This window comes from Tahibacter sp. (assembly GCF_035481375.1).
In the GTDB taxonomy this organism is placed as follows: Bacteria; Pseudomonadota; Gammaproteobacteria; order Xanthomonadales; family Rhodanobacteraceae; genus Tahibacter.
Genome location: NZ_DATIGT010000321.1, coordinates 17,478 through 30,632, shown reverse-complemented (window position 1 = coordinate 30,632; position 13,155 = coordinate 17,478). Strand labels below are relative to the sequence as shown.

The following is a 13,155-nucleotide window of genomic DNA, read 5'->3' as shown; positions in this document are numbered from 1 at the left end:
GGAGCGAGAATCGAGTGACGGGAGATCGTGGCTGGATTTCCGGCGCTCGTCCGTAGTTTCCAGCGCCTCTTCCGGCCGCGATGTGGAAAAGAGCGTAGGAGTGAGAAACGAGCGAGAGCGCACGTCCTCTCGTTTCTCACTCCTCATCCCTCATTCCTGCTCACCGCACCGCCACGGCCTTCTGCACGATCACCTCGACGCGGCGATTCTGCAGGCGGCCGCTCGTCGAGTTGTTGTCGGCGACCGGGAAGTCCGGACCCATGCCGCGCACGGTGATGCGGGCGGGCGACACGCCGTGGCTCACGAGATAGGCCTGCACCGACTGCGCACGGCGCAGCGACAGGTCGACGTTGTAGTTGCGCGAGCCGGTCGCGTCGGTGTGACCTTCGATCGCCACGACGCCGCGGTTGTCGCTGCGCAGCGCGTCGGCGAGCTGGTCGAGGCTGCGCGTCGCGCCGGGCTTGAGTTCCGCGCGGTCGGTCTCGAACAGCACGTCGCCGAGCGTCACGACCGTGCCGCGTTCGGTTTCCCTGGCCTGCAGCTCGGCGAGCTGGGCGCGTGCCGACTCGGCGTCGAGACGCGCCTCGGTCGCCGCGAGGCGTTCCTGATCGGCGCGCATCTGCGCTTCGCGTGCTGCGGCCGCAGCGTCGTTCGCGTCGGCGCGCGCGATTGCGAGGTCGCGCGAGCGCGCTTCGGCCAGCAGCTGTTCGCGCTCGCGGCCGAGGTTCTGCGCATGCTGTTCGGCGAAGCGCGCCAGCCCTTCGGCTTCGGCGGTCTTCACGAGGCGGTCGGCCACGTAGACGCCGTGATCGAACAGTTCACGATCGAGATGGCGGCCATCGCGCGCGAGCGTGGCGACGGCGTCGTCGGCCTTGGCCAGTTCGGCACTCGCGGTCGAGGCGATGCGCTGGTCGCCGTGCAGGCGCTGCAGCTCGGACTGCAGGCGCATCACTTCCGGCGCAGGACCGCGCGGCGTGCTCGCGCAGGCGCCGAGCGCGGCCGCAAGGGAAAAGGCAAGAATTGCATTACGGAACTTCATGGTCAGCCTCCTGCGCGGCCGAGCTCGGCGCGCAGCGTGCGCACGGCCGCCTCGACTTCCTCAGTGGTCGCTTCGGCGCGGGCCTGACGGCTGCGCGCTTCGGCGAGATTGGCGTCGGCGCTGGTCTTTTCCGACGCGAGCATGCTTTCGGTCCAGTCGCGATCGCTGGCGAGACCCTGCGCATGCGCCATGCCGCTGCGCGCATTGGTCAGGTCTTCCATCGCGTACTGCGCGGCGCCGGCGCGTTCGGCCGCTTCCAGCGCGCTCTGCGCCGCGGTCATCGCGAGTTCGGCGTCGTGGCGGTTCGCCGCCCCGGCGATGCCGGGCAGGGCGAGCGCGACGCTGAGTATCACAGCCTGTAGTTTCATGACGGGGCTCCTGGTTTCGGGCGCCTTACCAGCGCTCGTATTCGCGTTGCGACACGCGCATGTCGCGATTCCTGTCGGCGAACTCGAAATCGTTCGCGAGTATTTCGAAGCCGCTGGCCTCGCGTTCGTCGATGACGCCGTCGCCGTTGCCGTCGAGCGCCGCAAACGCGGGCTTGGTCTGTGCCGGCTTCGCGGCCGGCTGGCCGTAGCGCAGGATGGTGTCGCCGCGCGGATCCGAATAGCGGATCTCGCGCAGGTTGTCCGACGTGCCCTGCGCCGACGCGACGGCGGCCGCGCCGCACAGTGCGATAGCGATCAGTGCTTTCATTGCTTCACCTCTCGGCCGGTGTTGTCAGCGAATCTTGGCGCGCAGCTCGCGCCCGAGCTCGGCCAGCGCGTGCACCGCTTCGTTGAAGCGCGGCGAGACCTCCTTGGCGATGCGCGGCAGCACCTTGGACTTGCCGTTGGACGCCATGACGGCCTTGCGCACGGCGGCGATGCCGACGCCGACCGCGACCGCGAGCGGCACGAGGACCTTGGGCGATTTCAGCGTCTTGGCCGTGCGCGCGATGACCGCGCGGCGTGGGGTGATTTCCGTCGACTTCTTCGCCGCGACGGAGACGCTCGCGCCGTTGGCGGACTTGCGCGCGCTCTTGCGCGCCGTGGCGGACTTCGTGGCGTTCTTCGCGGCCGCGGTTCCGTTGGACACTGTCTTTCGCACCATGACCCGACTCCTTTGCGATGGTCGAGCTGACACGACAGCTTTCGTGCCAGCGCGAAGGCGCTTCCAAGTCACTGGGCGTGCAACAGATTTTTCGCAGCCGGGCACGGCGTTTTCAGGCAGAACGCCTTGCCCTGCGGGGTGCCCGTGCAGGCTGCCCGGCGGTTTATGGCGTGGCGGCGAAGGTGCGGCCGAGCTGGACCTTGCGCCGCAGCGTCTCGCTGCCGCGCGCGAGGTTGAGCTCGACGGTGCGGCCCATGTGCTCGCGCAGCAGCGATTGAAATTCGACGCGATCCTTCACCGGTGAGGCGTCGAGCGCCGTGACGATGTCGCCGGCGCGCAGGTTTGCGCGCGAGGCCGGACTGTCGCCGACGATCTCGCCGAGGCGCACGCCGCCGGCGGGAAACGACGTGCGTTCGGTCGCATTCAGATCGCGGAACGTCGCGCCGAACACGAGTCTGACGCGCACGAAATACGCCGCGGCCAGCCCGCCGGTGTCGGGCACGACGTACCAGCGCACCGTGTCGGCCCCGATCGCGCGCGCCTGTTCGGCGATCCAGCGGCGCGCGTCGTCGTCGTCGCGGCGGTGGCGGCTGTTGCCGATCAGCACGAAGGCCTGCGGCGTCAGCAGTTCCTGATCGGCCGCGGGCGTGCGGCCGGGCAGTACCGGCGTCTGCTCGGGCGGTGCGCCGGCGCGCAGCGGATCGATGACCGACGCGTCGCGGCCTGCGACCGGTTCGTAGCGGTTGTCCGCATCGGCGCGCAGCCCGGGCGTCTCGGGTTCGCGTACGAACGACGAGGTGGCACAGCCGCCGAGCGCGGCGCAGGCAAGCAGCAGGACGAAGCGGAAGGTCATGAGGTTCTCGCGAAAACGGACAGACGCGAGCATGCCCGTTCCGGCGTTAGCCGCGCGTTGAACGCCGCCACGGTCCGGGCAGGCGGATTGCGTCCGCGTCGGGCGATCTCCGGCGTCTATATACTTCGACGGTTTCCGCGAAAGACTTTCCGTATGAGCGCTCATTTGCGCGGCGTGCTCTGCATGCTCGCGGCCGTCGCGACGTTCGCCCTGATGGACACGGGCATGAAGCTGCTCGCGGCACACTATCCGGCCACCCAGGTCGCCGCGCTGCGCGGTCTCGCCTCGTGGCCGTTCGTGGTGTTCTGGGTGCTGCTCGACGGCGGGCCGCGCCAGCTCGTGCGCGTGCGCTGGAGCCTGCATCTGCTGCGCGGCGCGCTCGCCGTGCTGATGCTCGCGGCGTTCGCCTATGCGTTGAAGCGCCTGCCGCTCGCGGAAGCGTATTCGCTGTTCTTCGTCGCCCCCTTGCTCGTGACCGCGCTCGCGGTGCCGCTGCTCGGCGAACACGTGGGCTGGCGCCGCTGGACCGCGATCGGCGTCGGCCTCGTCGGCACGCTCGTGATCCTGCGGCCGAGCGGGCAGGGCATGCTGTCGCTGAGCGGCGTCGCGGTACTCGTCTCCGCGCTCGCCTATGCGATCAGCGCGGTCAGCGTGCGCCTGCTCGGCAAAACCGACACGACGCAGGCCATGGTGTTCTGGATGCTGACGCTGCTGGCGATCTTCGCGACGATCATCGCCTGGCCCGAATGGCGCAGCCTGCGCGGCGAGGACATCGGGCTGCTCGCCGGCGTGGGCTTGAGCGGCGCGATCGGCCAGTACTGCGTGACCGAAGCCTTCCGCAACACGCCCGCGGCGATCGTCGCGCCGCTCGAATACACCGCGCTGCTCTGGGCGCTGCTGATCGACTGGACGCTGTGGCGCACGTTTCGCGACACTGTCACCTTCGTCGGCGCGGGCATCATCGTCGCGAGCGGGCTCTATCTGATGCGCCACGAGAAACCGTAGGTCGGGTTGAGCCGCAGGCGAAGCCCGACATCGAGATGATTCCGTGCGGCGATTTTCCGGCGGAAGACACATACCTTGCGGCGCATTCGAAACCTGCAGCGAATCTTCCTCCGGCACGGGTGCTTCGACGCGGGACTGCTTCGATGTTGGGCTTCGCCTGCGGCTCAACCCAACCTACGAATTGCTTTCTGGAAGAATGGATAGAACGATGCCCTACACCCCCATCGTCGCGACGCTAGGCTACGTGCTTTCGCCGGACCGCAGCCGCGTGCTGATGATCCATCGCAACGCGCGCGAGCACGATCATCACCTCGGCAAGTACAACGGGCTCGGCGGCAAGGTCGAGCCCGACGAGGACGTGCTCGCGGGCATGCGCCGCGAGATCCGCGAGGAAGCCGGCATCGAATGCGTCGATCTCACCCTGCGCGGCACGATCAGCTGGCCCGGCTTCGGCAAGCACGGCGAAGACTGGCTCGGCTTCCTGTTCCTGATCACCTCGTTCACCGGCACGCCGCTCGAACGCAATGCCGAAGGCACGCTCGAATGGGTCGCGCGCGACCGGCTGTTCGAGCTGCCGATGTGGGAAGGCGACCGGCAGTTCCTGCCGCTCGTGTTCGACGCCGACCCGCGCCCGTTTCACGGCGTGATGCCGTACAAGGACGGGCGCATGCAGGCGTGGAACTACTCGCGATAACGCGCCACGGCATCACGATGGACACGCTGCGAAGAACCCGTGCCGCAGGAACTCGCTTGCCGCGAGGTCTCTTCGGCGCGGCGACGACTTCCTCCGCCCGGCGCTCGCCCTGACCGACCACCTCGACGTTGCGGTTCGCCTGCGGCTCACCGCAACGACGATTTCTCAGATCGGTGCGCCCGGCGGAATCGGCGGCGGCGGCCGCAGCTTCACGGACTTCGGATCGGCGAGGTAGCGGCCGATCAACGTGGCGGCTTCGCGACGGCTCGCGGCGGCGGCGCCGTCGCCCGCGTTCTGCGCGAGCCAGCCTTGCCATTGCTTGAGCTGTGCGCGCACGTCGGCATCGGTCTGGGCATGCAGCTGGCCGGCGTCGAGCAGGTTCAGCGCGGCGTCGAGCGTGGTCCAGTTGATCGCGAGCTGCACGGCGGCGGCCGCGGGCAGCGTGTCGGCCGAGACGTCGCGCTGCCAGGTCGCGCGGAATGCGCCGTCGAAGACGTCGGCGATGCCGGGTTGACCGGTGTCGCGTGCATGCTGCCAGGCGACGCGGTTCAGACGCGCCGCGTCGAACAGGAACTGCAGGGTCTGCGCGCTCGCGGCGTTCGCCGCCGACAGCGGATCGAACAGCGGACCGTTGCGTGTCGCGAAATATTCGCGCGTGCGTTCGTACTCGTTGCCCGGCGGCGTCGTGCTGTCGAGCACGTTGGCCGGCAGCGCGAGTTCGGCCGCGCTCAAGGTTCGCAGCAGACGCTCCAGCGCGGCGCGCTGGTCGGCCGCGGCGACCGGCGTCGCGCCGGGCGGCGTGTCGCCGGCGAGGCCGTAGCGGTAGCGCGCACCGCCGAGCAGGCGCGCGACGGCTTCGGTCTGGTAGCGGTGCAGCAGATACAGCGGCACGAGCCGCGCCTCGATCTCGCCGAGCTGACGCGCCGGCGGCAGCACGCCGCGCCCGAAATCGGCAAGCGCGCGGCGGCGCAGCTTCAGCAGGTTGTCGAAAGTCTGCAGTGACGACACGCCGTAGTCCCAGAGCAGTCCGTTCGGATGCGCGGCGCCGGGGCTGCGCGCATCGGCATCGCTGACGTATTCGAGTCCGAGCGCGGCGGCATCGGCGCGCAACTGCGCGAGCGCCGCGGATTCCTGCTCCGGCAGGAATTCGCCGTACGCATGCTTGACGACGAAGTCGTCCCAGGGCCCGGTGCCTTCGCCGTAGGCGGACTGCAGCGCGACGTGACCCTGGTCGTCGGCGAGATCGAGCATCGGGTGCGGATAGTCGAGCACCGACCCGTTGCCGTTGCGGCTCGCGGCGAAATTGTGGGCGAAGCCCAGCGCATGGCCGACCTCGTGCGCGGCGAGCTGGCGCAGCCGCGCGAGCGCCATCTCCTGCGCGCGCTGCGCGAGCGCGTCGCCGTTTTCGCGGCCGTAGGGCGCGAGCAGCGCTTCGGCGATCAGGATGTCCTGGCGCACGCGCTGCGAGCCCAGCGTGACCGCGCCCTTGATGATTTCGCCGGTGCGCGGATCGGTCAGCGCCGCGCCGTAGGACCAGCCGCGCGTCGCGCGATGCACCCAGAGGATGGTGTTGTTGCGCACGTCCATCGGATCGGCGCCCTCGGGCAGCAGCTCGGCGCGGAACGCATCCTGGAAACCGGCGCGCTCGAACGAACGCTTCCACCAGTTCGCGCCTTCCAGCAAGGCGGAGCGCACCGGTTCGGGCGTGCCTGGATCGAGATAGAACACGATCGGTTTCTTTACCGGACTCGATGCCGCGGCCGGGTCGGTCTTCTCGAGCCGGAAGCGCGGCTGCACGCGCACGTCGAGACTCGCCGCGAGCGGCTGCGAGAAATCGACGACGCCCTGGCTGAACGCGCCGGACGCCGGGTGGTAGCGGCGCGGCCGGAAGCCTTCCGGCGGCAGGCGCACGAAGCTCACGTGCTGGCGCATCGTCAGCGCGGTCGGATCCATGCTGACCTGGCGCACGAAGTCGCCTTCGCCGGGGCCCTGCAACGTCAGCAGCGCCTCGAGTTCGGTGTTGTCGGGAAAGCTGCGCGCCTCGGCCAGCAGCACCGCGCTGCGTTTCTCGTCGACGGCGTACTTGCCCTGCTTGGCCTGTTCGAGCCGGTCGGCGATGCCGTGCCGGTCCGAAGTAAGAAAACTGGAGAAATCCACGATGACGCGTTCGCTGCGCGGCGATTCGATCACGTCGCCGGCCCAGAGCACGGATTCGGCGAAGGCGTCGTGCGCCGCGGCGCGCTCGGCCGCATTCGCGGCGCTCGCGGCGTAGCGGGTATTGCGCTCGACCAGCAGCACGCGCGGCCCGGCGCGCCGGAATTCGATCTCGCGCACGTTGCCCGGCTGGCCGCGGTCGAGGCCGACGTCGTTGGAGCCCAGCCCGTGCGGCAGCGCCGTGACGAGCAGCAGCGGCGTGTCGAGCCGCTCGATGCCGAGCAGCAGGCGTCCCTTGCCCGGATCGGTCCAGATTTCGAAGAAGCCATCCTTGCGTTCGAGCCCGGCGAGCGGGTCGGGCCCGCGTTCGGCGTGTGCGGCCGAGCAGAGCAGGAGCAGAACGAGGAACCAGCGCAGCGGAGCGGTCATGGACGTGTCAGTGGCCGAGGTCGGGTCCGACCATAGCCAAACGGCAACGCGCGCGTAAATGCGGAAAGGACTGCGCGGGCGGCGGAGTTGGCCTTTTGCGGGGAATCGGGAATGGGCGAGGAACAAGAAAGCCGCGCATCGCTGCGCGGCTTCGCCGGCCACCGCCGCGCGACGCGCGGCAGTGGCTCGGTGCTCAGCGAGAAGCCGCCAGCGCGCGGCGGCGCGTCGCGGCGATCAGGTACACGCCCAGCGCGAGCAGCAGCAGGCCCGGGATGCCGAGCGCCGGCACCGGGACGATCTGCGCGACGCCGAACACCGTGGCGTTGCCCGCGCCCGTGACGGCCGGGTTCGTCGCTCACGCCGCTGCTCTCGTTCGTGACCTGCGTTCCGACCGGCAGATCGACGAGCGCGGTGATCGCACCGGTGCCGTTGGCCGGACAGGTGCCCGTGCCGCTGCAGGCCCAGCTCACGCTGGTGCACGACGCCGGGAACGTATCGGCGACGGTCGCTCCGGTAACGCCGCTCGGGCCCGGATTGCTCGCGACGATCGTGTAGCTCAGCGTGCCGCCCGGGGCGACCTGGGTGGCGCCGTCGGTCTTCGTGATGCCGAGGTTCGCCGCCGGCGTGACCGTGTCGGTGTCGGTCGCGCTGTTGCCGGCCGGGTTCGGATCGACCACGCCGCCGCCGACGGTCGCCGTCGCGGTGTTCACGATGCTGCCGGTGGCGCCGGGGCCGATCGTGCACGCAGCCGTGTAGGTCACGCTGCCGCCGGCCGGCAGGCTGGCCGTATCGTTGATGCTGCCGCTGCCCGCTGCGGCACATGTGCCGCCGCCCGCGCCGGCGCAGGTCCAGGTGCAGGTCAGCGAAGCCGGGAAGGTATCGGCGGCGGTGACGCTGCCTGCCGCACTCGGCCCGGCATTGCCCGCGGTGATCGTGTACGTCGTCGAACCGCCTGCCGTCACGGTGGTCACGCCGTCGGTCTTCGTGATCGACAGATCGGCGCTCGCCGCGCGGCACGCGGTCACGCTGACGTCGTCGATGCCCAGGCCCGCCTTCACCACGGTGTTGTCGCTGACCAGGTTTGCTGCAAATTCCACATTGAGACCGGCGAGCGCGTCGGCGCGCGCGGTGACCTGGCCCCAGCCCGCGGCTTCTTCGACGGCGACGGCCGGATTGCCGACGTTGTCGGTCATGGTCGCGCCGAGGTGCTGGAACATCCGCACCGCGTTGGTCGGCGTCGCGACTTCGCGCAGGTTGACGGAGAACGTGTCGAACTGGGCGGCTTCGACGTTGAATTTCTGCGACCAGCGCACGACGACCGGCGGTGTAAGGCCGGCGAGGTTGATGTTGGGCGAGATCAGCGTCTGGTTGGAGTTGATGTCGTAGGTGTTGTCGAGGTCGGTCTTCCAGCAGTTCGTGCCGCTCGCGCAGTCGGCGATCCGTCGCCGTTGCCGAAGATGTTGCCCTCGCGCGTGGCCGACGAACCGGCAACCGGCGTCGCCGTCGCCGACGTGTCGTTCGGCTCGACTTCCGCCGGATATTGATTCGACGTCATCGCCTGCGGCGCCGAAGGCAGGCGCTGCACGTCGAGACCCGGCGTGTTCGTGTCGGGCAGCGCGGCAGGACCGCGGTCGGCGGCTCCAGTGCCGGCGACATCGAAACGGGCGGAGGTCTGATCGTCGGCGTTGGCCAGCCCGACGAAGGAGGTGACGAACAGCGCAGCCAGCGCGAGGCTGGCCCGGATACCGGCCCGGATACCGGCGATCGATCGCACCTTGGACTCCCCAATGGTCGTAGCACTGGCGCGGCCCGGCGGCTGCGCCGAACGGAACGCCGGTCATCCCCAACCGGGCGCACCGTGAAACCCGTCACGTTTAGGTTCGATTGCGAATCCCGTCCAGCCGCAACGCAGCGAGTCAGCAATGTGAAAGCGCAATGGCGGCAGCCGGGCTATCGGCGGGCCGTCGGTTCGGTTGAGAGATCCCACTTTCCGGCCTCGGGATCGGCAATTTCGAGGCATGCGCATTCCCGAACCGATCACGGCTTTCATGCCGACATCGGCATGCCGCGGCATGTCGCCCCGCAGCATCGCGGCGCCACGCGCTATCCTTCGCGCCCCTCTCCTCAGGCAGTCCCCGCAATGCCCCTGCTGCAACTTCGCCAGGTCGACTACAGCGTCGGCGGTCCCCTGCTGCTCGACGGCATCGATTTTTCGCTCGAGGCGAACGAGCGGGTCTGCGTGGTCGGCCGCAACGGCGCCGGCAAGTCGACGCTGATGAAGCTCATCGCCGGCGACATCCGCCCTGACGACGGCGTCATCCAGATCGAAGGCGGCACGCGCGTCGCGCGTCTTGCGCAGGAAGTGCCGCAGGCGACTTCGGGCAGCGTGTTCGACGTGGTCGCGCAGGGGCTCGGCGAACTCGGCGGCTGGCTCGCGCAGTTCCATCACCTCAGCCATGCGCTCGACGTTCCCGGCAATACCGACGCGCTGGCGGCGGTCCAGGCGCGCATCGAAGGCGCGCACGGCTGGGATCTCGACCGCCGCGTCGGCGACGTGCTGCAGCGGCTCGATCTGCCCGAGGATCTCGACTTCGCCGCGCTGTCCGGCGGCATGAAGCGCCGCGTGCTGCTGGCGCAGGCGCTGGTGCAGGCGCCCGACGTGCTGCTGCTCGACGAACCGACCAACCATCTGGACATCGAGTCCATCGCCTGGATGGAAGAGTTCCTGAAGCAGTTCCGCGGCAGCATCGTCTTCATCACGCACGACCGCAGCTTCCTGCGCGCGCTCGCGACGCGCATCGTCGAGATCGACCGCGGCAAGCTCACGAGCTGGCCCGGCGACTACGACAACTACCTGCGTCGCCGCGAAGAGCGCCTGCACGCCGAAGCGCAGGAGAACGCGCGCTTCGACAAGCTGCTCGCGCAGGAAGAGGTCTGGATCCGCCAGGGCATCAAGGCGCGGCGCACGCGCGACGAAGGCCGCGTGCGCCGGCTCAAGCAGATGCGCGTCGAGCGCGCGCAGCGCCGCGAACTCGGCGGCAACGCGCGCATGGAGCTCGCCGACGCGGCGCGCTCGGGCAAGCGCGTGGTCGAGGCGAAGAACATCTACTTCGCGTTCGAGCGCCGGCCGATGGTCGTGAATTTTTCCTGCACCATCCAGCGCGGCGACCGCATCGGCATCATCGGTCCCAACGGTTCGGGCAAGACCACGCTGATCCAGCTGCTGCTCGGTACGCGCGAGCCGGACCGCGGCGAGATCCAGCTCGGCACGAATCTCGAGATCGCGTATTTCGACCAGCACCGCGTGCAACTGCGCGACGACCTCAACGCGCTCGACAACGTGGCCGAGGGCCGCGAGTACATCGAGGTCAACGGTTCGCGCAAACACATCGTCGGCTATCTGCAGGACTTCCTGTTCACGCCGGATCGTGCCCGCGCGCCGATCACGGCGCTGTCCGGCGGCGAGCGCAACCGCCTGCTGCTCGCGAAATTGTTCTCCAAGCCGTCGAACCTGCTCGTCATGGACGAACCGACCAACGATCTCGACGTCGAGACGCTGGAGCTGCTCGAAGACCTGCTGGCCGACTACGCCGGCACGCTGCTGCTGGTCTCGCACGATCGCGCGTTCATCGACAACGTCGTGACGAGCACATTCGTGCTCGAAGGCGAAGGCCGCATCGCCGAATACGTCGGCGGCTACAGCGACTGGCTGCGCCAGCGGCCGACGCCGCGCGCGAAGCCGGCCGCGACGGCAGCCAAGCCCGCGGCCGCCGCCGCAGCCGAAGCACCGGCCGCGAAGCGCAAGCTCAGCTACAAGGACCAGCGCGAACTCGAGCAACTGCCGGCACGCATCGAGCAGCTCGAGACGACGATCGCCGAGATCGGCGCTGCGATGAACGAACCGGCATTTTTTCAACAGCCGCCGACCGCGATCGTCGCCGCGAACCAGCGCCTCGCCGACCTGCAGGCCGAACTCGATACGGCGTATGCGCGGTGGGGGGAGCTTGAAGGGTGAGAGTCGGGTCCGTGCTTTTGCCGGAGGAATGAGCAATGAGGAGAAATGAGTGCAGCCGACCGCGCTCGTTTCCCACTCCGCGTAACTTCCACTTGCCGCACCGCGCTGCCGGGGTGTGCCCCGGCCTCACCATCCCCCGTGCACCCTGCACACCCCCTCGCGCGCTTCTTGCAATCTGCCGTCGAGGCCGTGTGAGAAACGCCTGCAAGCCATTGATCGCATGAGCGCGCCGCGCTGGCACGAAGCCTGAGACGTACCGGTTCGTGTATCCACGCAGGAGTCGTCATGAATCCGATCCGCTCGCCGTATCACCAGGCCGATCCGCAGTCGCTGCTGCAGGAAACCCTGAAGCACCTTGCCGACGCGCGCGAGTTCTACCTGCACGCCTCGCGTTCGGCCGTCGACCGTGAAATCCGCGGCGCGTTCGCGTTCTCCGCCGAAGCCCACGCGGCGCTGCTGGAATCGCTGCACCAGGCGCTGACGGCTACGCGCGAGCAGCCTGTCGAGGCACCTTCCGTATTCGCCGGCGTCGCCGGCCGCTTCGACGGCCGCGCACCGCAGAACGCCGCGCGCGATCTGCATGCGCTCGACGCGCAACTGCTTGCGCGCATGGAAGCGCTGTTCGCGAACTATCCGGACATGCGCGTGCGCGCCGCGCTGAAGCGCCATGTGCAGGCGATCCAGCGCGCCGGCGACGCGACGCGCCGCCTCGCGCTGCGCAACGTCGCCTGAGGACCGGGCCATGCAGATGCCATCGCTGTTGACCCGCATCGCCGGGATCGCCGCACTCGCCATGGCCGGCTTCGCGCCGGCCGTGCCCGGCGATGCGGACGTGCCCACGGTGCCGACGGTCGACCTGCAGCGTTATGCCGGCACGTGGTACGAGCAGGCGCGGTTGCCGAACCGGTTCCAGAAGCAGTGCCATCGCGAGGTCTCGGCGACCTACACGCCGCAGGCCGACGGTTCGGTCGAGGTGCTCAACCGCTGCCTGCGCGAGAACGGCACGAGCGATTCCGCTGTTGGCAAGGCCGAGGTCGACGATCCGCGCCAGCCGGGTCTGCTCGATGTGACCTTCATGCCGAAGGGCCTGCGCTGGCTGCCGTTCACGCAGGCCGAGTACCGCATCGTGGCGCTCGACGACGACTATCAATGGAGCATCGTCGGTGGCAAGGACCGCAAATACCTCTGGGTACTCACGCGCCGTCAGAACATCGACGCTGCGCAGCGCGAAGCCCTCGTCGACCGCGCCCGCGCCCTCGGCTACGACACGACGAAGCTGCAGTTCAGCAGGGTGTATTGAGGGGCGGGGAATCGGGAATCGTAGAAGCAAAAGCGGCGCGCTTTGCGCATTGATGCGGACACGTGTCGCTCCTGCGCCTGCCGTCTCGCAGTGGGCGCAATAACCGAAGGGCAGTGCGCCGTGTCCGGTTCGCCTCGCGGCCGGTGACGGCGTCTCGCGATCCGGGGATGGCGCAATGCGCCGTGCTTGTCGTGCCCTACGCGGTCAGTCGGCCGCTCGCGCAGCATCGGAAGCCTTTCGAACGACAGCGGACCGCCGCAGCGTGCGCGCCTTGCCGGTTCCCCGCTCCCTCCCGGTTCCCTGCGTGATCCCGGTTCCCTGCGTGACAAAAAATGCCAGCTTTTTCTTGTCACGCCCGTGAGGGGATCCGGAACCTTTCGTCGTCCTTGTGGTTGCGCTTCGGAGAGAGGCTGGGTCGGTGCGGAAAGGACGGACGATCGCCTCGCGGTCGCTGCACGCCGGGAGTCGGGCGGCGGCTGCGGATCGTCCGTTCCGGCCGCCGCACCGGCTCAGCCTCTCTCCGCAGTGCCGATGCAGAGGACGTGCCGGCGCCGCGGCACCGGACACGAGGCCG

The 13,155-nt window shown here is 69.1% G+C and carries 13 protein-coding genes; 5 read left to right on the top strand and 8 right to left on the bottom strand.

Features of this window, described 5'->3' with window-relative positions:
* Nucleotides 1–160: 160 nt before the first annotated feature.
* The 5 genes from VLF18_RS21510 to VLF18_RS21490 all read right to left on the bottom strand — a co-directional run bounded on the left by VLF18_RS21510 (nt 161) and on the right by VLF18_RS21490 (nt 3,017).
* Nucleotides 161–1,039: an OmpA family protein gene (locus VLF18_RS21510; RefSeq protein ID WP_325281683.1), complete on the bottom strand. Its 879-nt coding sequence runs from the start codon at nt 1,037–1,039 to the stop codon at nt 161–163.
* A gap of 2 nt (nt 1,040–1,041) precedes the next feature.
* Nucleotides 1,042–1,407 carry a DUF4398 domain-containing protein gene (locus VLF18_RS21505; RefSeq protein ID WP_325281682.1) on the bottom strand — a complete coding sequence of 122 codons (366 nt, stop codon included), beginning with the start codon at nt 1,405–1,407 and terminating at the stop codon, nt 1,042–1,044.
* A 25-nt stretch (nt 1,408–1,432) separates the two neighbouring features.
* Nucleotides 1,433–1,735, bottom strand: coding sequence for a hypothetical protein (locus VLF18_RS21500; RefSeq protein WP_325281681.1), 303 nt, complete (start codon nt 1,733–1,735; stop codon nt 1,433–1,435).
* 24 nt (nt 1,736–1,759) lie between these two features.
* A complete protein-coding gene (locus tag VLF18_RS21495) occupies nt 1,760–2,131 on the bottom strand; it encodes a hypothetical protein (protein WP_325281680.1) in 372 nt (123 codons plus the stop codon).
* Nucleotides 2,132–2,294: 163 nt separating this feature from the next.
* Nucleotides 2,295–3,017: a PDZ domain-containing protein gene (locus tag VLF18_RS21490; RefSeq protein WP_325281679.1), complete on the bottom strand. Its 723-nt coding sequence runs from the start codon at nt 3,015–3,017 to the stop codon at nt 2,295–2,297.
* 120 nt (nt 3,018–3,137) lie between these two features.
* Here VLF18_RS21490 and VLF18_RS21485 point away from each other — a divergent pair, with 120 nt between their 5' ends.
* The gene (locus VLF18_RS21485; RefSeq protein ID WP_325281678.1) at nt 3,138–3,989 is read left to right on the top strand and encodes a DMT family transporter; all 852 of its coding nucleotides are present in this window, start codon (nt 3,138–3,140) and stop codon (nt 3,987–3,989) included.
* Nucleotides 3,990–4,197: 208 nt separating this feature from the next.
* Nucleotides 4,198–4,683 carry an 8-oxo-dGTP diphosphatase gene (locus VLF18_RS21480; protein WP_325281677.1) on the top strand — a complete coding sequence of 162 codons (486 nt, stop codon included), beginning with the start codon at nt 4,198–4,200 and terminating at the stop codon, nt 4,681–4,683.
* A gap of 165 nt (nt 4,684–4,848) precedes the next feature.
* Here the strand turns inward: VLF18_RS21480 and VLF18_RS21475 are convergent, their stop codons facing one another.
* The 3 genes from VLF18_RS21475 to VLF18_RS21465 are packed head-to-tail and all read right to left on the bottom strand — an operon-like array spanning nt 4,849 to nt 9,040.
* A complete protein-coding gene (locus tag VLF18_RS21475; RefSeq protein ID WP_325281676.1) occupies nt 4,849–7,266 on the bottom strand; it encodes a zinc-dependent metalloprotease in 2,418 nt (805 codons plus the stop codon).
* Complete coding sequence (locus VLF18_RS21470) at nt 7,263–8,579, bottom strand: hypothetical protein (RefSeq protein WP_325281675.1); 1,317 nt, start codon at nt 8,577–8,579, stop codon at nt 7,263–7,265. Before VLF18_RS21470 ends, VLF18_RS21475 begins: the two co-directional genes overlap by 4 nt.
* Nucleotides 8,580–8,623: 44 nt before the next feature.
* Complete coding sequence (locus VLF18_RS21465) at nt 8,624–9,040, bottom strand: hypothetical protein (RefSeq protein ID WP_325281674.1); 417 nt, start codon at nt 9,038–9,040, stop codon at nt 8,624–8,626.
* A gap of 366 nt (nt 9,041–9,406) precedes the next feature.
* Between VLF18_RS21465 and VLF18_RS21460 the strand changes: the two genes are divergently transcribed.
* The 3 genes from VLF18_RS21460 (at nt 9,407) to VLF18_RS21450 (ending at nt 12,581) form a co-directional block, all read left to right on the top strand.
* On the top strand, nt 9,407–11,281 hold the full coding sequence (locus tag VLF18_RS21460) for an ATP-binding cassette domain-containing protein (RefSeq protein ID WP_325281673.1): 1,875 nt from the start codon (nt 9,407–9,409) through the stop codon (nt 11,279–11,281).
* Between the two features lie 285 nt (nt 11,282–11,566).
* The gene (locus tag VLF18_RS21455; protein WP_325281672.1) at nt 11,567–12,013 is read left to right on the top strand and encodes a hypothetical protein; all 447 of its coding nucleotides are present in this window, start codon (nt 11,567–11,569) and stop codon (nt 12,011–12,013) included.
* Nucleotides 12,014–12,023: 10 nt separating this feature from the next.
* The gene (locus tag VLF18_RS21450) at nt 12,024–12,581 is read left to right on the top strand and encodes a lipocalin family protein (RefSeq protein WP_325281671.1); all 558 of its coding nucleotides are present in this window, start codon (nt 12,024–12,026) and stop codon (nt 12,579–12,581) included.
* The last annotated feature ends 574 nt before the right edge of the window (nt 12,582–13,155 follow it).